The sequence below is a fragment of the Curtobacterium sp. 458 genome, assembly GCF_030406605.1.
GTDB lineage: Bacteria > Actinomycetota > Actinomycetes > Actinomycetales > Microbacteriaceae > Curtobacterium.
Genome location: NZ_CP129104.1, coordinates 594,548 through 611,996 on the forward strand (window position 1 = coordinate 594,548; position 17,449 = coordinate 611,996).

The window sequence follows — 17,449 nt, forward strand, 5'->3', positions numbered from 1 at the left end:
CCCCACGAGGAGACCATTGCGCACCGTCAACGCCTACGCTGCCCCGTCCGCCACGGAGCCGCTCGTCAAGACCACCATCACCCGCCGCGACCTCGGTCCGAACGACGTCGAGATCGACATCGCCTACGCCGGCATCTGCCACTCGGACATCCACACCGTCCGTGGTGAGTGGGGCGAGATCCAGTACCCACAGGTCGTCGGTCACGAGATCGTCGGCCACGTCTCCGCCGTCGGCTCCGACGTCACGAAGCACCAGGTCGGCGACCGCGTCGGCGTCGGCTGCATGGTGAACTCCTGCGGCGAGTGCGAGAACTGCATCAAGGGCGAGGAGCAGTACTGCCTCAAGGGCAACATCCAGACCTACGCGGGCGTCGACCCGGCCGACGGCAGCATCACGCAGGGCGGCTACTCGCAGGCCATCGTGGTGAACGAGGACTTCGTGCTCCGCGTGCCCGAGTCGCTCGACATCGAGAAGGTCGCACCGCTGCTCTGCGCCGGCATCACGACCTACTCGCCGCTGCACCACTGGGGCGTCGGCCCCGGCTCGAAGGTCGCCGTCATCGGCATGGGCGGCCTCGGGCACATGGCGGTGAAGATCGCGGTCGCGCTCGGCGCCGAGGTCACCGTCCTGTCGCAGACCACGTCGAAGCAGGAGGACTCGCTCCGTTACGGCGCGACGGCCCACTACGCGACGAAGGACCCGGAGACGTTCGAGCAGCTCGCGAACTCGTTCGAGCTCATCATCAACACGGTGTCGGCGAAGATCCCGATGGCGTCCTACCTCGGGCTCCTCAAGGTCGACGGCACCATGGTGAACGTCGGTGCGCCGTCCGAGCCCCTCGAGGTCCCGGCCTTCGCCCTCATCCCGCGCCGCCTGAGCTGGGCCGGCTCCGCCATCGGCGGCATCCGCGAGACCCAGGAGATGCTCGACTTCTGCGCCGAGAAGGGCATCCTGCCGGAGACCGAGCTGATCAGCGCGGACCAGATCAACGAGGCGTACGAGCGTGTGCTGTCCTCGGACGTCCGGTACCGCTTCGTGATCGACGCGGCCACGCTCGCCTGACGCGATCGGAGACCGACCGGGAGGCGCGTGGCGGGTCCGCCACGCGCCTCCCGTCCGTCCCGGGCGACAGCCCGTCACCGCGCCCGCACCCGCGTGCAGCAGCGCGCCGCCCGTTCATCCGCAGACCGCGTCGGCGTCGTCCGCGGCACGCAACCGGGTCGACGGAGCGGTCCAGCCGGAGGATGGTGGGGGTCATGTCCACCACTTCCACCCCCTCCCCCGCGGCGCTCGTCTCCGTGGCCGGCAGCGACACGGACTCGGCGATCCGTGACCTCGCCGGGATGTACGCGGGCAAGCAGTGGTACTCCGCCCACGTGGACGACGACTACTGGTACCGGTACGCCGGCATCGGCGACTCCCGGATGAGCGTCCGACGCTCGCAGATGCACGGCTACCTCCGCGGCGACGTCGCCGTCGAGGGCGAGGTGGTCGTCCAGTGGATCGACTCCGGCACCGCGACCGTCGACACCCACCGCGACGCGACCCCCATGCGCCTCGGCGTCCCCGTCCTCTTCCCGATCGAGCAGCGCTTCGAGATGGAGTACCGCGACTGGGACCAGCGGCTCGTGCACCTGCGACGAGACCTCGTGCTCGACGTGGCGGCGGAGCAGTACCTCGTCGACGGCACGCTCGGCTTCCAGCGCGGGGTCGAGCCGGACGCGTCCGCGATCCAGCAGTGGCAGCGGTCGGTCGCCGGTGCGGTCCGCGCCTTCCGGGAGGACGGCGCGGAGTCGCTCGCGTGGCACGAGGCCCAGCGCGGTGTCGCCCGGGCGCTCCTGGGTCTGTACCGCTTCCAGGCACCGAAGCTCCCCGAGCACTTCGGTGCGCGGAGCAACCGCCGGGTCCGGGCAGCAGTCGAGCACATCCACGCGAACGCCGCCCTGCCGCTGACGGTGTCGGACATCGCGCGCGCCGCAGACCTCAGTGTCCGTGGCCTGCAGGAGTCGTTCCAGCGGGCACTCGACCGGACGCCGATGCAGTACCTCCGCGAGGTCCGGCTGCGCCGCGCCCACGAGGACCTGCTCCGTTCCTCCATCGGGGAGACCACGGTCGCCGACGTCGCGCGACGCTGGGGCTTCAGCCACATGGGCCGGTTCTCGAGCGAGTTCCTGCAGCGCTTCGGCGAGTACCCGAAGAACACCCTCCGTCGGCGCTAACCGACCTCGTCGCCCGTCGGGAGCGCACCGCACCAGTCGACCGTGGACGCCTCGACGCTCGCCTCGAGCACGCCGGAGGTCGCGTCGACGATGCTGACCAGGTCGCTGGTGGCCGAGCGGGTGACCACGGCGGCGAACTGGCCGTTCGGCGAGGGGCACACGGCCGTGACGCCCGCGTCCGCGGGCAGCGTCACCGCCAGCCGGGAGGCGCGGGTCGCCTCGACACGGAGGATGCGTTGGTCGAGCGTCCCGTCGGCACGGACGGTGCCCACCACACGTAGGTAGGTCGCGTCGGTGAGCGGCGCGATCCGGCCGAGGTAGGGCGCACCGGTGCTGCCCGCCGGGGTGGCGACCGGTGTCCGGGCGCCGTCGGTCAGGTCGAGGTACTCGATGCCGGTGCCGGTCTCGACGACGGCCGTGGTGCCCGAGCCGACGAAGCCGTGCAGGGTGGTGGCGCTGCCGAGCCGGACCGCTGCTGCCGCTCCGCTCATGTCGACGAGCACGAGGTCGTCGCCGCTCGTGCGGACGAGGGCGCTCTCGGTCCGGGGCACGTACGCCCACTGGCCGACCGTCATCGGGACGGCGCCCGTCTTCGGCTTCCCGTCGGCCGCGATGGCGGTCGGCATGTGCGTCCCGGTCATGTCGACGACGTAGAGCCCGACGTCCGCGGAGCGCCCCGTCGAGGTGTCCGCGTACTCGAACCCGAACGAGGCGCCGTCGTCGGCGGCGTGCAGGGCGGTGACCCGGCCCGCCGAGGTCGGCAGCGTGAGGTGCTCGACCGGGACGGTGTCGTCCTGCACGCCGCCGGTGAGCGGGACGACGTCGACGGCCGACGCGCCCCGGCCGGCGTCGCGCACGACGACCAGCGAGCGACCGAGGCGTGCGAACTCCGTGATCCCGGTGTCGGCGTACACCGTCGTGGCGCCGCCGGCGTCGAGCGAGCGTCGGACGATCCGGTCCTTCCCGCCGTCCGACCCGGCAGGCACGAGCGCGAGGACGTCGGTGCTCCCGGTCCGGACCTCGGCGCGGAGGGTCGACGTCGAGGACTGCCCCGGAGCACGGACCCCGGACACGGCGATCTCGTACGACCGGTCGTACGCCAGGGGTCCGGCGAACTCGACCGCGATCGTGTTGCCGCTCGAGGTGACCGTGTGCGCTGCCGCCGGCCGGACCCGCACGTCCGCGGCCCGGACCGGCTGCAGGGCCTGGTTCGCGGTGAGGATCACCCGCTGCGCCGGCTTCGACACGAGCCCGGTGGCGTCGTAGGTGACGTCCCGGAGGCGCGGACCCTGCTGCGACCCGACGACCGCGGCGAGCGTACCGACGACGACGAGCACCACCGCGACGGCGAGGTACCTGGCGCGGAAGCGGTCGCGGCGGGGGCGACGGTCGTGGTCAGTACTCGTAGGGGTCACTCGGCTGCGCGATCTGTCGGACCGAGGACGCCTTGACGACGATCCTGGCGGCGGCGGACTGGTCGGGGTTGGCGACGAGCGATCCCCGCACGGTCACCCACCGGTCGGCGTCGGGGACGGCGCCGCTCGTGGTGACGCCGAGGCCGACGGGTTGGGCGTCGACCGCGCAGCAGCTGATCACGAAGCGGGTGAGCGTGAACGAGCCGTCTCCGGCGGGGACGACGAAGCCCGTGAGCTCCACCCGCTTGCCGACGAGCGCGCTCGTGTCGGTGGTCTGGCGGATCAGGGCGGCCCAGTCCTTGACGCCGTAGTCGGACGTGTCGACGGCGTCGCTGCCGAGGAGCGCGACGCCCTGCGTGCCGGTGGCGTTCGAGAGGGTGGCGGCGTCGACGCTCCGCTGCTGCGCGGTCCGGGCGGACAGGGTCGTCGGCGGCAGGACGAGCATGGCGACCGTGACCCCGACCGTGACGGCTGCCGCCGCCCAGCCGAGGACGGCCCGTGTGCGGCGACCCGCGCCTCCCGGCCGACCGCCGCGGTCGTGCGGTCCCGCTGCCGGGCCCGCGGGCGCGGGCGCACCGTCGGCCGCGTCGTCGTGCGTGTGTCCGCCGCCGGCCGGCTCGTCGCCGTGCGTGTGCCCGTGGCCGCGCGCGACGACGACGAGCCCGGCGACCGCCGGCGGCACGGCGAGCACGGCGAGCACGATCGTGAAGACCGCGTACCGCGGGTTGATGTAGAGGTCGAGGTGCCCGACCAGCGCCAGCCAGAGCGTGCACAACGCGACCGCGAGGACGGACCCGAGCCCCAGGGCGGCGGGCGCCGTCGACTCAGACGAGGACATTCATCACCAACCCGACGGTCGCGGCGAACAGGACGCAGACGACGGCGAGCAGCACGAGGAAGCGTGCGCGGAACGTCGTGCGGAGGAGGGCGATCATCTTGACGTCGATGATCGGGCCGATGATGAGGAACGCCGTGATCGACCCGGGCAGGAACGTCGACGCGAACGACAGGGCGAAGAAGGCGTCGACGTTCGAGCAGAGCGACACCGTCATCGCGAGGAGCATCATCGCGCCGACGGACAGCACGGGGTTCGCACCGATCGCCACGAGCGTCGAGCGGGGCACGGCGACCTGGATCGCCGCGGCCAGTCCGGCGCCGACGAAGAGGGCAGGCATCATCGTCGCGGTCTCACCGCCGAACTGCGCGGCGCTGTCCCGCCAGCGGTTCCGGGAGCGGGGCGCCCCGACGGTCGCGCGGCAACGGGCCTCGAACGCGGGCAGCAGCAGGTCGGCCGGGCGTCGGTGGGCGGCGACGATCCAGCCGACGAGGTTCGCGATGACGAACCCGCCGACGATCCGCACCGGGAGGATCCAGCCGGACCAGCCGAACGCCTGCGCGGTGCTGATGATCACGAGCGGGTTGAGGATCGGCGCGGCGACGAGGAACGTGACTGCCTCGGCGGGGGTGAACCCTCGGAGCATGAGGCCGCGGGCGAGGGGGACGTTGCCGCACTCGCACACCGGGAACAGCATGCCGATGAGCGAGATCACCGCACGACGGGGCACGGCACGCTGCGGCAGGATCCGTTCGAGCACCCCGACGGGCACCCAGACCTCGACGACGATCGACAGCAGGATGCCGAGCACGACGAACGGCAGGGACTCGACGACGACGCTGATCGCGAGCGTCAGGAAGTCCTGCACGACGTCCGGCAGACCCGCAGACCCGACGCTCGGCGAGACGATCCGGACGCCGAGGAGCACGATGACGGCGAGCAGCACGAGCCCCGGGCCGGTGAGGCTCCGGGCGGGGGCGGGGGTCGTGGCCGTGGCGGTCGCGCGCGTCACCTGCGCAAGGATAGGCGACGTCGACGGCGGCCGGCTCGTCAGCGCGCCGCGAGCCCGTCGAGGTGCCGGTCGAGGAGCTCGATCGCCCAGTCCGCCGACTCCCCCGGAGCCAGTCGCGACACGTGCATCGCGAGCCCGTCGATGAGGGCGTGCAGGCGACGAGCCTCGTACGCCCGTTCGGCGTCCGGCACCCCGACGAGGTGGACGATGCGCGCGGTCCACTCCTGCATGTCCGACACGACCCGGTCGAGCGCCGGCCGGAGCTCCGGGTCGGTCAGTGCCGCGTTGCCGAGGGCGAGGTACACGTCGAGCTCGACGAGCCGCTCCTCGTCGAGCGGCAGCAGCTCGAGCAGGATGCGGCGCGCTCGTTCGCGGTCCGACAGCGTGTCGGGCACCGCGTCGACCCGGCGGGCGGTCGCGTCGAACACGGTCTCGAGCGCGTGCGTCCGGACGCTCGCCTGCGTGGGGAACACGTACCGGACGGTCGACGGGGGCAGCCCGGCCTCGGCCGCGACCCCGCGGACGCTCAGCGCGCCGAGGCCGTTCCGGGCGAGCACCCGCGCGGCCGCGTCGGACACGGTGCGGCGCCGTTCGCCGATGTCGATGCTCCTCGCCACGGGGCCATGGTCGCACGACTGTGCTACCTTCTTTGTCGTACAGTTGTGCGACTATCCGGGAGGGAGCACACGTGACGTGGATCGTGTTGGTGCTGTCGGGCGTGCTCGAAGCCGTGTGGGCCACCGCCCTCAGCGCGTCCGACGGGTTCAAGAAGATCGTGCCGACGATCGTGTTCGTCGCGGGCATGGCGCTCAGCATGCTGGGCCTCGCGTACGCCATGACGGCCATCCCGGTGGGTACGGCCTACGCCGTGTGGGTCGGGATCGGAGCGTCGCTGACCGTCGTCGTGGCGGTGCTCCGCCGGCAGGAGGCCGCGTCCTTCGCCCGGCTCGCCCTCGTCTTCGGGCTCGTGGCCTGCGTCGTCGGCCTCAAGGTGGTGAGCTGACGTGGCCTGGGTGGTCCTGTTCGTCAGTGCCGCACTCGAGACCGTGTGGGCGACCGCGCTCGGCGAGAGCCACGGCTTCACCAGGCTCGGACCGAGCCTGGTCTTCGCAGCGACGATCGTGGTGAGCCTCGGCGCGTTCGGGTACGTGCTGCGGCACATCCCGATCAGCACGGCGTACGCAGTGTGGACCGGGACCGGTGCCGCCCTGACCGTGCTCTGGGGCATGGCGACGGGGGCGGAGCCGGTGACGCTCCTCCGGCTCCTCTTCATCGCCGGCATCGTCGGGTGCGTCGTCGGGCTCAAGCTCGTACCGGCGCGGCCGGCGCGTGGACGGGTTCGCCGAGACTCGGTCGCCCCGGCACGAGACTCGGTCGGCGCAGCGCGAGACTCGGTCGGCGCAGCGCGAGACTCGTCCAGCGCGGCACGAGACTCGGCGTAGGCGACACTGCTCGGGCTCCGGGTAGCGAGAGTCGTCGCTCAGCACGAGACTCGGGAGCGCCGGTCGCGGGACGCACCCCGTGGACGGACGGGAGGCGCGGTGCCAGCTGGCACCGCGCCTCCCGTCGGTTTCAGGGTCACGTCGTCAGACGGACGCGCCCGTCCACTCGTCCTCGGCGGCGACGTGGTCACTGCCCGCCGTGCCGGCGGCCATGGCTGCCGCCACGCGGTCCGCGTGCGACGGCGGGTCGGACGGCACGTCGGCCGGGCGCCCCTCGTCGTTGATCCTGCGCAGCTCGGGGACGATGTCCTCCGCGAGGATGTCGATCTGCTCGAGGACCGTCTTCAGCGGCAGGCCGGCGTGGTCGACCAGGAACAGCTGGCGCTGGTAGTGCCCGACGTGGTCCTTCATCGTCGCGTACCGGTCGATGACCTGCTGGGGGGAACCGACCGTGAGCGGGGTCTGCGTGGTGAAGTCCTCCATCGAGGGCCCGTGACCGTAGACCGGGGCGTTGTCGAAGAACGGGCGGAACTCGTCGACCGCGTCCTGCGAGTTCTTCCGGGCGAAGAACTGCCCGCCGAGCCCGACGATCGCCTGGTCGGCCCGACCGTGCCCGTAGTGCTCGAAGCGCTGGCGGTAGAGCCCGACCATCTGCTCGGTGTGCTGGATCGGCCAGAAGATGTTGTTGTGGAGGAAGCCGTCGCCGTAGTACGCGGCCTGCTCGGCGATCTCGGGCGTGCGGATCGAGCCGTGCCAGACGAAGGGCGGGACGCCGTCGAGCGGACGCGGCGTGGAGGTGAAGCCCTGCAGCGGGGTGCGGAACTTGCCCTGCCAGTTGACGACGTCGTTCTCCCAGAGCTGGCGGACGAGGGCGTAGTTCTCGATCGCCAGGTTGACACCCTGCCGGATGTCCTGCCCGAACCACGGGTAGACGGGGCCGGTGTTGCCGCGGCCCATCATGAGGTCCATGCGGCCGTCGGAGATGACCTGGAGCATCGCGTACTCCTCAGCGATGCGCACGGGGTCGTTCGTCGTGATGAGGGTCGTCGAGGTCGAGAGCGTGATGTGCTTCGTCCGTCCGGCGAGGTAGCCGAGCATCGTGGTCGGACTCGACGCGACGAACGGCGGGTTGTGGTGCTCGCCCGTCGCGAAGACGTCGAGACCGGCCTGGTCCGCGTGCTCGGCGATCGTGAGGATGTCCTTCACCCGCTGGGTGTCGTCCGGGGTCGTCCCGGTGGTGGGGTCGGTCGTGACGTCGCTGACCGTGAAGATCCCGAACTGCATGGTGTGCTGCCCTTCGCCATTTCGATACGTTTGCATCGACTTGCTGGGTACAACGTAGCGCACGCCCGTCCATTCCCGCCAGGTCGACGCTGTCATCTGCAGGACCGACGCAGGTCATCCCGCAGTGGGATGTGACATGCCGGCGGCCTCGGCAGCATGGAAGCGAACCTCGACGGAAAGGGCTCCCGTGCACTCCTTGATCACGAAGGTCCTCGCACTGGGCGCTGTCACGGCAGGGGCCCTCGGCCTCAGCGGCTGCGCGCAGTTCTCCGACGCCGCGCACGGCGAGGCGAGGTCGCACGCAGACGGTCGTGCGGATCTCCGGGACGCTCCGAGCTGGCTCCCGGCGGACGCGACCGACATCTCGACCGTCGTCGGGACGAAGAGCTCCGACCCGGCAACGGCGCCGAAGAGCATGCTCTTCACCACGGAGGACGGCGTCACCGCCGATCGCTGTGAGCAGGTACCCCGCATGTCCGCTCCGTCGCTCACCTTCGACGAGGCTCCGGATCCCTACGCCGCACAGGAGGTCACGAAGTGCGGCGCGTGGTCGATGACCTCGAGGGGCACCCGCTGGCTCGCGTGGACGCCCAACACGGAGGACGGGAAGTGACCTCGTCACGACACCGTGACGGGGTCCGTCGCCGGTCATCCGGTCGGTCGCCGCTGTCGCTGCGCGACGACCGTGCCACGCTCGGCGTCGCGGCGCTGTCCACCGGGCTCGGCACGCTCGTCGTCACGGGCTCGGCCGCCGCCGAACGCGTCGTCGAACTCGGCGAGCGCACCGGCCAGTCCGCCACCGTCGCGATGATCCTGCCCGTGGTCGCGTGGGTCTTCGTCGGGATCGCGCTGTACGTCAGCGCCGTCGTCGCCTCGAACACGTGCGCGACCGTCATCGCGGGCCGGACCAGGAGCCTCGCCCTGCAGCGCGTGCTCGGGGCGACGGGTGCGCAGCTGCGGAGCCAGATCACGCGCTCGGGCCTCGTCGCCGGGGTCGTCGGCTCGGTCGTCGGAGCCGTGCTCGGCGTCGTGGTCGCGAACGGTGCGCTGGCACTCGCCGCCGTCGCTACGGTCCTGCCGGGGGTCGGCCTGCTCCTGCCGGTCGCCGTCGTCCCGGTGACCGTCCTGGTCGCCGCGATCACCACGGCCGCGTACCGGCTCGGATCCCGTGCGGTGCTGACGATCCCACCGCTGCGTGCCCTCGACGCCGCCGCCGAGGAGAGCGTGCCCGAGGGCTCGGGCGCACGATCGCGCTGGCTCGTCGCCTCGGCGCTCTTCGTGGTCGGTGCTGCGGGGATCGGAGCCGCGATCGTGCTCGGTGCGACGAGTGTGAGTGCGCTGCTCCTCGCCGTCGCGGCCGGAGCCGTGTCCTTCACCGGAGTGGTCATCGCCACCCCCGTGCTCGTGCCCGCGACGATCCGACTCGTCGCGGCCGGCGCCTCCCGGAGCGTCATCGGGGCGATGGCCGCGCGGAACTCACTGCGGTCCCCCCGTCGGACGGCCCGGGCGACCGTCGGGCTCCTCATCGCGGTGACCCTGATGGTGACCTTCGCGGTCGGCTTCGGGACCTACGCGCGGATGCTCCAGCAGCAGTCCGCGGCCGACCCAGTGTACTACCGCGACATCGAGGAGCAGTTCGACCAGCTCGCGGTGCTGTTCGCGAGCCTGACCGGTGCCGCGGGCGTCATCGCCGCCGCCGGGGTGGTCGTCGTGACCGCGCTCACGATCGCCCAGCGCACGCGGGAGCTCGGGTTGCTGCGGGTCATCGGGACGTCGCGGCGACAGGTCCGGGCGCTCGTGCTGACCGAGACGGCCATGACCATCGCCGTCGCCGTCCTGCTCGGCGTGCTGCTCGGCACCGCGTACGGCTGGTCCGGTGCGTACACGCTCCTCGGGGCGACCCCGGAGGCGCAGCTGATCACCCCGGTCGTCCCCGCGTGGGTGATCGTGACCGTGGTCGCCGGCGCGGTGGTCACCGGGCTCTCCGCCGCCGTCGGCCCGGCCGCCCGCGCGGTGCGGAGTGCACCGGTCGCCGCGCTGCGGTACGAGTGAGCGTGCTCAGCGTGACACCGGCCGCGCACTGTCGGGTCAGGCGTCGTCCTCGAGGGTCCGCGCGCGCAACACCTCGGACTCGCGCCACAGCAGTGACGATCGCGAGCGCTAGGAGAACGGGGCGTCGGTGCGGGGCGCGGTGTGCATCCCGTCCGCGAACCACACCGCAGCGATGACGGCGAGGATGCTGACGCTCGATGCCAGCCGGCCCGCGACGAGCATCGCTGCGTGGTCGTGTGCCGCGCCGGACACCCCGACGACGAGCGCCGCGATGCCGACCGCGAGCGCGAGTCCGGTGGCGATGAGCAGCACCGCGCTCACGACCCGCCGGGGGCCGCGTCGTCCGTCACGGTCGCCACGCTCGCCCCGGTCCACCCGAGGCCCGACGGCACGGACGACGCCGACCCAGAAGAGCGCGATCGCCGAGGCACCCACGATGTCGCTCACCCGGTGCCAGCCGTAGACGACGGTCTGGTTCGCGACGAAGACGGCGTACGCGGCGCCGACGAGGGTGACGACGGGCCGGAAGCGCCTCGGCGTGACCATCAGCACGCCGAACAGTGCGGCCAGGGCGATCGTCGCGTGCCCCGACGGGAACGAGTTCGGCGTCGTCGACTGGGCGATCTCCGGGCGCACGGCGATATGTTTGACGAGCGTCGAGGTCGCTGCCGACGCGAGCACGACGACACCGGCTCCGAGCCCCACCGCCAGGCGTCGCCGGGCGAACGCGACGGCGACCATCACGACGACGAGCAACAGGATCACCGGCACCGAGATCACGTTGAGTGCCGTGTCCGACCCGAACAGGTCGGACTCCCGGACGCCGCCGAGTGCGGCGTCCTCCGCCCGCTGACCGAGCGGCGTCAGGACGGCGACCGCGTACACGAGAGGCACGATCACGAACCCGAGAACCGCGAGCAGCGCCCACCGTCCCCGCCGCGAGACGACTGGGCCTGGCACAGGTGTTCGCGTCACCGGTCTGGTCCTCCTCGGGGTACTGCTGGCAGGGGTCGTCGTCCGGCTCGTCGGCCGCTTCCGCGGGCGTCCAGCGGACGGGGGCGGGCAGGCCGTCCGATTCGGTCGGTCGGGGTCCGACACGATACCGTTGACGAGCAGGTCGAACGCTGGGAACGCGGCGGAACGACGGCCTGCTGGCAACGCGCTGGCGTACTCGTCGCCCGCCGTGTACGAGGAGGAAACCGAAGTGGCAGTCAAGGAACCGGGCATCACCGCTTCTCCGAACCGGGGCCTGGCCCTGACCGTCGGCGCGATCCTGGCGCTCTGGGGCATCCTGGGCTTCTTCTTCGCTGGTGAGGGTGGCCACGCCTTCTTCGGCAACGACGGCGGCTACCTCTGGGGCGTGTTCCTCGTGAACCCCGCGCTGTGCCTCGTCTGGACGCTCCTCGCCGCCGCGATGCTCATCGGTGGCCTCGGCACCACCATCGGGTCGCGCAACCTGAACCTCGTCGCGGGCGTCGTGCTGCTCGTGCTCGCGCTCTACGGCTTCCTGTTCATGAACACCTCGGCCAACGTGTTCGCGCTGAACACGGTCGACAACGGCTTCAACGCGATCGTCGGCTTCGTGCTGCTCGTCACGGCACTCGCTGCCGACCGCGAGAACCTCCGCGCGCTCCGCGCCGACCGCGACAACCTCGACGCGCTGCGTGCCGAGGCCGCCCACGGCTGACGCTCCGCACTCCTGACGCCCCGCCGACCCTCGAGGTCGGCGGGGCGTCGTCGTCGGGGGCGCGCGGCTGCGGCTGGGGCTGCGGCTGCGGCTGCGCACAACCAAAGTCGATCCGCACCACGGATCGGGGTGGTTCGGACGGACTTCGGTTGTGCGAACGCGGACCGCACCGGGCGCCGGAGCGCGGACCGCACCGGGCGCGTCCCGTGTGCGCGCGCCGGGCGCGGCCCGTATGCGCGCACCGGGCGCGTCCCACGGGCGCGCGCCGTCAGCCGTCAGCCGTCAGCCGTCGGCCGGCTTCGGCGCCTCGAGCTCGGTCGCGACCACGCGCGGCGCCTCGGACATGAACCGTCGGACGTCGAGGTCCACGATGATGTCCTGCGGACGCAGGGGTCTCGTCAGGTACAGCCCCTCGAGGGAGGTCAGCCGCGACAGCGCGACGTACGTCTGGCCGGCACTGAACACCCGGTTCCCGAGGTCCACCACGGCGCGGTCGTAGGTGCTGCCCTGCGACTTGTGGATCGTCACCGCCCAGGCCAGCCGGAGCGGGAACTGCTGGAACTCCCCCACGGTGTCCTTCTTGAGCTCCTTCTTGTCCGGGTCGTAGGAGTACTTGAACTTCTCCCACACGGACGGCTGGACCTCGAAGGACTCCCCGTCGACGTCGACCCACACGGTGTCACGGATGGTCGTCACGACGCCGAGGGTCCCGTTCACCCAGCGCTGGTCGGGGTCGTTGCGGAGGAACATCACGTGGGCCCCGGGCTTCAGCTCGAGGGCCTCGTCCGCGGGGAAGTTCCGCCCACCGAAGTCGCCGTTGACGTCGGCCCGCGCGGTCTTCACCTTCCCGGGCAGTCGATCGAGCGCCGCCTTGTTGATCCGCGCCACGGTGTCGTTCCGCGTCGCGAGGGTGATCGCGTCGTCGGGCGCCGGCCGCGCCCCCGCGGTGTTGAGCTGTCCGGCGATGTCCGCCGTCACCCGCCCGTGCCGCACGGCGGTCAGCATCGCGGCGAAGGCGTCGTCGCGCTGCCGGTGCACGGTCGCGAGTTCGACGATGTGGAGCTCGGCCTCGAGCCAGACCTTCGCGTCGAAGAACCACATCGAGCGGTAGTGGTCGGTGAAGTACGCGCGCTCGTCCCCGTCGCCCGGCACCGGCGGGAGCTGGTACGGGTCGCCGAACATGACGACCTGCACGCCGCCGAACGCCTCGAACTGCCGACCGCGCGCCTTCCGGAGCGAGCGGTCCATCGCGTCGAGGAGGTCGGCGTTCACCATCGAGACCTCGTCGATCACGAGGGTGTCGATCGTGTTGAGGAGCTTGCGGGTGTCCGGCCCCTGCCGGAGCTCGGCGTCGGCGATGAGCCCGATCGGGAGCCGGAACAGCGAGTGGATCGTCTGCCCCCCGACGTTCAGCGCAGCGACACCGGTCGGCGCGCAGATCACGACCTGCTTCTCGGTGTGCCAGGACAGGTGGTTCAGCAGCGTCGACTTGCCGGTCCCTGCGCGGCCGGTGATGAACACGTGGTCGCGCGTGTGCTCGATGTAGTCGAAGACCGCGCGCTGTTCGGCGCTGAGCTCGACGGTCACGGCGCGTCCGCCCCGTGGTCGCTGCTCGGCCGGGAGGCACGGGTCGCCCTCGCCTCCGCACCCGCCTCGTCGGCGTGGCCGGCCCGGGCGGCCTCGCCGTCATCGCTCACGTCGTCGAAGTCGTCCTCGGGGTCTGCGACGCGGCTCGACGTCGAACCTCGGTCCCGACGTCGAACCCCGCGATCGCCCGGCGCGACGTCGGCTCCGAGGTTCGACCCGGCCGCCCCGTCGTGCACGATCGACGGGACCGACGCCCCGACCTCGGCGTCCGTCGCGGCCCGGTCCCGCCGCAGCCGGACGAGCACCACCACGACGACGAGCACCACGACCGCGACCCCGGACGCCACGAGCAGCGTGCCGGCACGCGCCTGGTCCGCGTACGGGTCGGGCCCCCACGTCCGGCCCATCGCCCCGAACCAGGACGCCTGCAGGAGCCCGAGCGGCCCCTGCACCGCGATGCCGAGCGAGACGAGACCCGCTGCGACCACGACGGCACCGATGATCCGCACGACGGCGGCCGACGTCGACGCGCGCCGTGCACCGGCTGCGACGGGGGTCAGCAGGCCGGGCAGTGCGAGCAGCCCGACGAGCAGGAAGACCACGTCGATCACGGTGCGACCGGTGGAGTCGCTCACCGACCACCGCAGGACCTGCGTCGCGGCGTACGCCCACCACACGGCGGCGAGGAGCAGGAACGCCGGGAACGGCTGGACGAGGTAGCGCACGACGGCGTTGTCGACGAGGAGGTCGGTCCACTCGCGGACGCCGGTGCTGCCGTCGCGTCGCTGGTGCACCGCCGCCCGGATCAGCTGCACGGGCGCGGCCGCCCAGGCGAGCGCCGGGACGACGAGTCCGAGCAGCACGTGGGCGCCGACGTTCGCGGAGACGAGGAAGCGGTCGTAGGTGTGGAGCGAGCCCGAGGTCGCGACCACGAGGCACACGACGGCGATGCCCGCGGCGACCGAGCGCCGGACGGGCCAGGGTTCCCCGCGACGACGCAGCCGCACGACCCCGGCTGCGTACGTCGCGGCGAGCAGGACGGCCGCCATGAGCCAGAAGAGGTCGATGTTCCACGCGGTCAGCCAGCCCCACGACCCCGGAGCGTGCGGGAGCGGGTCGTCCGTGAGGAGCTCGGCCGGTGTCGGGTCCGTCGTCTTGCTCAGCGCGATCTGGTCCGTCGGGGTCGCGGTCCGTCCGAGTGCCGCGGCGAACCCCGACGCGACGCCCATCACCGCGAGCTCGGTGACGATGAGCGCCCAGAAGGTCCGGCCGCTGCCCGGGCGTTCGGTGAGCGATCGGATGGCCCGACGGCGCTGCACCGCTCCGAGGACACCCATCGCGACGATCGCGCCGACCTTCACGAGCACGAGGACGCCGTACGGCGTCGCGAGGTTCGAGAACGCGCCGACGCGGATCTGCGCGGACGCGACCCCGGACACCGCCACGAGCACGACGCACCCGAGCGCGATGCTCGAGTAGCGGCCGATGACGAGCGGGAGCCGCTCGCCACCGAGGACCGGCCGGACGAGGACGACCATCACGAGCCCGCCGACCCACAGCGCAGCGCCGACGAGGTGCAGCCCGAGCGCGGTGACCGCGGCGTCGTGGCTCGCGGTGCCGGCGGCGTGCCCCTGCTGCGCGAGCGGGACGAGGCCGATCATCGCGACCCCGGCGGTCAGGGCGACCATGCCCCGCGCCCGCACGGCGAAGCAGAGCACGGTGACCGACGCCGCGACGAGGACGGTCACGAGCCACGCGAGCCCGAGGTCCGTGCCGGTGAGGAACACCCCCATCGACTGCCCGAACTGCTCGTCGAGCGAGACCTGCGACCCGGCGACGCTGAGGAACGTGAAGAACGTCGTGACGACGCTCGACACCGTCCAGAGTCCGGCGGCAGCGGCGGCGACGTCGATCGCGCGGTCCCACTCCGGCGCGGTGCGCGAGAAGCCGACGGTCGCGAGGGCGAGCCCACCGATCGTCGCTGCTGCGGAGAGGTCGACCACGACCCGGGCGATCGGCAGCCCGAAGCGCACGACGGCACCCGGGTCGGCGATGAGCGCGGGGTTCGCTCCGCCACCGATCACCAGCGCGACCAGCAGCGAGAAGAACGCGGCGAGCAGCAGCACGGCGGGGCCGATGGTGCGCGCGATCCGGTTCACCCGTCAAGCCTAGGCGTTGCCCACCCGGCCACAGAATCCGCCGGGGCGACCTGTGGGTGGTGATCCGCGCCTCCGGGCCGGTGGAGGGTGGACAGCCACCCGGACATGCGAAAGGGACGGCCGCAGCCGTCCCTCCCACCAGCAGAACCGTCCTACTTGACAGCAGCCTTCAGCTTCGAGCCGGCGCTGACCTTGACCGAGTCGCTCGCGGCGATCTCGATGGCCTCACCCGTCTGCGGGTTGCGGCCGGTGCGGGCGGCGCGGTGGGTCTTCTCGAAGGCGATCCAGCCGGGGATCGTGACCTTGGTGCCGTCGGCAACCGAGCTCGAGACGACGCTGAACAGCGCGTCGACGACGCCGTTCACGGTGGCCTGGCTCTGGCCGGACTCCTGCGCGACGGCAGCGACGAGCTCGGTACGGTTCAGGGACTTGTCAGCCATTGGATGTCCTCCTCGGACTTCTTCGGTATCGGTCGGGCCATCAGGCGCGATGCCCGTGGAACCGGGGTCGAACCTACCAGCCACCCAGGGCGTTTCCGGCCGACTCGCCCGGATTTCCGGGCCTGTCGCGGGTCTGGCGGGGCAGATGTGACCGATGTGACGGTCCGTGTACCCCGCTCACAGCCCGTACCGAGCGAACACCGGCGCCCCGCCCACGGAGCACGAACGCCCCGCCGAGGGAGCACGAACGCCCCGCCACCAACAGGTGACGGGGCGTTCGACGGGAAGCGGATGCTTACCAGGAGCTCTTCGTGATGCCGGGGAGCTCGCCACGGTGGGCCATGTCGCGGAAGCGGACACGGCTGATGCCGTACTCACCGAGGTGGCCACGGGGGCGACCGTCGATGGCGTCGCGGTTGCGGTAGCGCACCGGCGACGCGTCGCGCGGGAGCTTCTGCAGGCCGACGCGGGCGGCCTCACGCGACTCGTCGGTACCGTTCGGGTCCACGAGGGCCTTCTTCAGCTCGAGGCGACGCTCGGCGTAGCGCGCGATGACCTCGGCGCGCTGGTTGTTCTTCGCGATCTTGCTCTTCTTCGCCATGCTTAGCGCTCCTCACGGAAGTCGACGTGCTTGCGGACCACCGGGTCGTACTTCTTGAGCACGAGACGGTCGGGGTTGTTCCGACGGTTCTTCTTGGTCACGTACGTGAACCCGGTCCCCGCCGTGGAGCGGAGCTTGATGATCGGACGGATGTCCTGACCCTTTTTCGCCATCAGATCTTCTCCCCACGGGCGAGGAGATCCTTGACGACGGACTCGATGCCGCGTGCGTCGATCACCTTGATGCCCTTTGCGCTGAGCGTGAGCGTGACGTTACGACGAAGCGAGGGCACGTAGTACGTCTTCTTCTGCACGTTCGGGTCGAAGCGGCGCTTCGTCCGGCGGTGCGAGTGCGAGATGTTGTGACCGAAGCCGGGGGTGGCGCCGGTCACCTGGCACACTGCTGCCATGGTTTCCTCCTGAGTACCGTGCGGTCGGACGACCGCACCCAAGGTCACTTGCCTGGTGCGCACGCGCTGGTCCGGGGACCGGCGAGGGGGTTGTGCGCACCGCCCAGGCCCGATGACCCTGTCGAAGGGCCGGCGGACACCGCGCGACCGCGGCATTCGCGACGGTCGGAGGGCTTGGAACGAGCTGTTCTCCGCGCGGGCGCGGAGGACCAGGGGTCTACGTTACGCGAGCGTCGGGCGTGTCGCAAGCCGGAGCGGGTGGGTCCGGGTCGGCCTGGAGGCACGGTGCGGGTCCGGCGCGCAGGC

At 71.8% G+C, this 17,449-nt stretch carries 19 protein-coding genes; 7 read left to right on the top strand and 12 right to left on the bottom strand.

Translation table 11 applies throughout. From position 1 onward, the window contains the following. Positions 1-16 precede the first annotated feature (16 nt). Both QPJ90_RS02820 and QPJ90_RS02825 read left to right on the top strand, forming a co-directional pair. A complete protein-coding gene (locus QPJ90_RS02820; protein ID WP_290132959.1) occupies positions 17-1,063 on the top strand; it encodes an NAD(P)-dependent alcohol dehydrogenase in 1,047 nt (348 codons plus the stop codon). Between the two features lie 194 nt (positions 1,064-1,257). Next, a complete protein-coding gene (locus QPJ90_RS02825; protein ID WP_290132960.1) occupies positions 1,258-2,220 on the top strand; it encodes a helix-turn-helix transcriptional regulator in 963 nt (320 codons plus the stop codon). On the opposite strand, the gene QPJ90_RS02830 is transcribed toward QPJ90_RS02825, so the two are convergent. The 4 genes from QPJ90_RS02830 to QPJ90_RS02845 are packed head-to-tail and all read right to left on the bottom strand — an operon-like array spanning position 2,217 to position 6,099. Continuing rightward, complete coding sequence (locus QPJ90_RS02830) at positions 2,217-3,635, bottom strand: hypothetical protein (protein WP_290132961.1); 1,419 nt, start codon at positions 3,633-3,635, stop codon at positions 2,217-2,219. The two genes, QPJ90_RS02825 and QPJ90_RS02830, sit on opposite strands and share 4 nt — an antisense overlap. Next, positions 3,616-4,473, bottom strand: coding sequence for a TIGR03943 family protein (locus tag QPJ90_RS02835; protein ID WP_290132962.1), 858 nt, complete (start codon positions 4,471-4,473; stop codon positions 3,616-3,618). Before QPJ90_RS02835 ends, QPJ90_RS02830 begins: the two co-directional genes overlap by 20 nt. Further along, positions 4,460-5,482, bottom strand: a complete 1,023-nt coding sequence (locus QPJ90_RS02840) for a permease (RefSeq protein ID WP_290132963.1) — start codon at positions 5,480-5,482, stop codon at positions 4,460-4,462. The genes QPJ90_RS02835 and QPJ90_RS02840 overlap by 14 nt, the downstream gene beginning before the upstream one ends. Before the next feature lie 38 nt (positions 5,483-5,520). Continuing rightward, positions 5,521-6,099, bottom strand: coding sequence for a TetR family transcriptional regulator C-terminal domain-containing protein (locus QPJ90_RS02845; RefSeq protein ID WP_290132964.1), 579 nt, complete (start codon positions 6,097-6,099; stop codon positions 5,521-5,523). A 71-nt stretch (positions 6,100-6,170) separates the two neighbouring features. Between QPJ90_RS02845 and QPJ90_RS02850 the strand changes: the two genes are divergently transcribed. Together QPJ90_RS02850 and QPJ90_RS02855 are read left to right on the top strand one after the other, a co-directional pair. Further along, a complete protein-coding gene (locus QPJ90_RS02850) occupies positions 6,171-6,485 on the top strand; it encodes a multidrug efflux SMR transporter (protein WP_290132965.1) in 315 nt (104 codons plus the stop codon). A gap of 1 nt (position 6,486) precedes the next feature. Next, positions 6,487-6,924, top strand: a complete 438-nt coding sequence (locus QPJ90_RS02855) for a multidrug efflux SMR transporter (protein WP_290132966.1) — start codon at positions 6,487-6,489, stop codon at positions 6,922-6,924. A gap of 144 nt (positions 6,925-7,068) precedes the next feature. On the opposite strand, the gene QPJ90_RS02860 is transcribed toward QPJ90_RS02855, so the two are convergent. Beyond that, positions 7,069-8,208, bottom strand: a complete 1,140-nt coding sequence (locus tag QPJ90_RS02860; RefSeq protein WP_290132967.1) for a CE1758 family FMN-dependent luciferase-like monooxygenase — start codon at positions 8,206-8,208, stop codon at positions 7,069-7,071. Between the two features lie 187 nt (positions 8,209-8,395). On the opposite strand from QPJ90_RS02860, the gene QPJ90_RS02865 reads away from it, so the two are divergent. Together QPJ90_RS02865 and QPJ90_RS02870 are read left to right on the top strand one after the other, a co-directional pair. Then, entirely contained in the window at positions 8,396-8,821 is a 426-nt protein-coding gene (locus QPJ90_RS02865) for a hypothetical protein (RefSeq protein ID WP_290132968.1), read from the top strand. Continuing rightward, a complete protein-coding gene (locus tag QPJ90_RS02870) occupies positions 8,818-10,260 on the top strand; it encodes an ABC transporter permease (protein WP_290132969.1) in 1,443 nt (480 codons plus the stop codon). The genes QPJ90_RS02865 and QPJ90_RS02870 overlap by 4 nt, the downstream gene beginning before the upstream one ends. A gap of 108 nt (positions 10,261-10,368) precedes the next feature. Here the strand turns inward: QPJ90_RS02870 and QPJ90_RS02875 are convergent, their stop codons facing one another. Further along, positions 10,369-11,154 carry a phosphatase PAP2 family protein gene (locus tag QPJ90_RS02875; RefSeq protein ID WP_290132970.1) on the bottom strand — a complete coding sequence of 262 codons (786 nt, stop codon included), beginning with the start codon at positions 11,152-11,154 and terminating at the stop codon, positions 10,369-10,371. 310 nt (positions 11,155-11,464) lie between these two features. Here QPJ90_RS02875 and QPJ90_RS02880 point away from each other — a divergent pair, with 310 nt between their 5' ends. Beyond that, positions 11,465-11,947, top strand: coding sequence for a DUF4383 domain-containing protein (locus QPJ90_RS02880; RefSeq protein ID WP_290132971.1), 483 nt, complete (start codon positions 11,465-11,467; stop codon positions 11,945-11,947). 282 nt (positions 11,948-12,229) lie between these two features. Here the strand turns inward: QPJ90_RS02880 and QPJ90_RS02885 are convergent, their stop codons facing one another. The 6 genes from QPJ90_RS02885 to rpmB all read right to left on the bottom strand — a co-directional run bounded on the left by QPJ90_RS02885 (position 12,230) and on the right by rpmB (position 17,143). Next, a complete protein-coding gene (locus QPJ90_RS02885; protein WP_290132972.1) occupies positions 12,230-13,534 on the bottom strand; it encodes a DEAD/DEAH box helicase in 1,305 nt (434 codons plus the stop codon). After that, positions 13,531-15,693: a cytochrome c oxidase assembly protein gene (locus QPJ90_RS02890; RefSeq protein WP_290132973.1), complete on the bottom strand. Its 2,163-nt coding sequence runs from the start codon at positions 15,691-15,693 to the stop codon at positions 13,531-13,533. The genes QPJ90_RS02885 and QPJ90_RS02890 overlap by 4 nt, the downstream gene beginning before the upstream one ends. Positions 15,694-15,845: 152 nt before the next feature. Continuing rightward, on the bottom strand, positions 15,846-16,133 hold the full coding sequence (locus tag QPJ90_RS02895; RefSeq protein ID WP_022903744.1) for an HU family DNA-binding protein: 288 nt from the start codon (positions 16,131-16,133) through the stop codon (positions 15,846-15,848). Between the two features lie 295 nt (positions 16,134-16,428). Then, a complete protein-coding gene (gene rpsN / locus QPJ90_RS02900) occupies positions 16,429-16,734 on the bottom strand; it encodes a 30S ribosomal protein S14 (RefSeq protein ID WP_022903745.1) in 306 nt (101 codons plus the stop codon). A gap of 2 nt (positions 16,735-16,736) precedes the next feature. Further along, positions 16,737-16,907 carry a 50S ribosomal protein L33 gene (rpmG, locus tag QPJ90_RS02905; protein WP_022903746.1) on the bottom strand — a complete coding sequence of 57 codons (171 nt, stop codon included), beginning with the start codon at positions 16,905-16,907 and terminating at the stop codon, positions 16,737-16,739. Then, positions 16,907-17,143, bottom strand: coding sequence for a 50S ribosomal protein L28 (gene rpmB, locus QPJ90_RS02910; protein ID WP_022903747.1), 237 nt, complete (start codon positions 17,141-17,143; stop codon positions 16,907-16,909). The genes rpmG and rpmB overlap by 1 nt, the downstream gene beginning before the upstream one ends. Positions 17,144-17,449: the final 306 nt, after the last annotated feature.